Annotated in this window: 2 pseudogenes; both read right to left on the reverse strand. The window is 68.4% G+C overall.

Features of this window, described 5'->3' with window-relative positions:
* A pseudogene (locus ACYVJE_RS23015) lies at positions 1-245 on the reverse strand (PDZ domain-containing protein); the annotation flags it as partial.
* Positions 246-314: 69 nt separating this feature from the next.
* Positions 315-582 (reverse strand): annotated as a pseudogene (locus ACYVJE_RS23020) (hypothetical protein); the annotation flags it as partial.

The raw sequence follows: 582 nt of genomic DNA on the forward strand, positions 1-582 counted from the left end.
AGCAGGTCGAGGTGTGCGGTCGGGCCGCCCTGGTAGGCGACGGTGACCAGGCTGAGCTTGCCGGACGTCGGGTAGGTCTGGTGGCCCGAGATGGTGATGACGGGTTTGCCCTTCACCGTTCCCAGGGTGTTCTCGGTGGGGCCGGGGCTCAGCGCGACGTACGGGACGGGCATCAGCGCGCCGGCGCCGCCGAGCGCGAGCGTCAGGAAGCCGGCGACGACCAGCGTCAGACCTCGTCGGGACATGTAGGAACTCTATGCGCTCCGGGCGACGGTGCAGCAGCGGACACTCATCGGACGATCATCGGCCCGGGGTCAGTCGCAGGCGCCGACCCACTCGGTGGTCCCGTCGTCGAACGCCTGGTTCTTCCAGATCGGGACCTCCTTCTTGAGGTCGTCGATGAGGCGCCTCGCGGCCTGGAACGCCTCGTCGCGGTGCGGGTAGTTTTCCGGCTCGCCCGGGAAGTCTTGGCCGGGCATGCCGCTGTACTGAGCGGGTGAGAACACGGTGAGGCTGTCGTAGTAGTCGGCCCACGAACCGGTCGGTTCAGCGCCGGATTCGAGCACGATCGGCCGGATCCCG

The organism is Salinifilum aidingensis, assembly GCF_054782015.1.